The 258-nt window shown below is 50.0% G+C and carries 1 protein-coding gene; it reads right to left on the bottom strand.

Translation table 11 applies throughout. The features are described from left to right. Positions 1-258 (bottom strand): Ig-like domain-containing protein (locus ACG59Z_RS18775; protein WP_400200727.1); only part of this gene is annotated, 258 nt, incomplete at both ends.

Below are 258 nucleotides of genomic sequence, written 5' to 3'. Positions count from 1 at the left end.
CTGTACCTGTCACTGGATCAGTGGCATTGATTGGATCAAGAACCGGTGCATTTGGTGCTGTGGTATCGATAGTCACCACTGCACCTGTTGTACCCACATTACCTGCAGGATCAGTTGCAGTCACAGTCACGGTATGTGGACCATCGGTCAACACTGGAAGCGTATTGTCTGCAAGCGTCCAGGTGCCATTGCCATTATTGGTTGCCGGATAGTTCACACCATCTACACTCACAACCACTTTCGCAGTCGGATCATTCA

Source organism: Acinetobacter sp. ABJ_C1_1, from assembly GCF_044684115.1.
Classification (GTDB): Bacteria; Pseudomonadota; Gammaproteobacteria; order Pseudomonadales; family Moraxellaceae; genus Acinetobacter; species Acinetobacter nosocomialis_A.
The sequence above is the reverse complement of the archived record's forward strand: the minus strand, read 5'-3'. Positions and strand labels throughout refer to the sequence as shown.